Source organism: Cellulosimicrobium cellulans, from assembly GCF_007679345.1.
Classification (GTDB): Bacteria; Actinomycetota; Actinomycetes; order Actinomycetales; family Cellulomonadaceae; genus Cellulomonas; species Cellulomonas cellulans_A.
In genome coordinates this window covers 1-332 of sequence record NZ_VEGH01000038.1, presented here as the reverse complement: position 1 = coordinate 332, position 332 = coordinate 1, and the positions used below count along the sequence as shown (strand labels likewise).

The 332-nt window shown below is 69.9% G+C and carries 1 protein-coding gene; it reads left to right on the top strand.

All coding sequences use genetic code 11. The features are described from left to right. Positions 1 to 332 (top strand): GTP-binding protein (locus tag FS882_RS20715; RefSeq protein ID WP_187365419.1); only part of this gene is annotated, 332 nt, incomplete at both ends.

Sequence of the window (332 nt, the reverse complement as noted above, 5' to 3'; positions counted from 1 at the left end):
GCGGGCGGGTTCGCCGTCGGCAAGACGACGTTCATCGGGTCGATCTCCGACATCGAGCCGCTGAACACCGAGGCCGCCATGACCGAGCACTCGCTCGGCGTCGACGACGCGGGCGGCGTGTCCGACCGCAAGACGTCGACCACGGTCGCGATGGACTTCGGGCGCATCGCGCTGCCGGGGTCGCTGTGGCTTTACCTGTTCGGCACCCCGGGCCAGGACCGGTTCCTGTTCATGTGGGACGACCTGGTGCGCGGCGCGATCGGCGCGGTCGTGCTGGTCGACACCGACCGCCTGGACCAGTGCTTCCCGGCCGTCGACTACTTCGAGTCCCG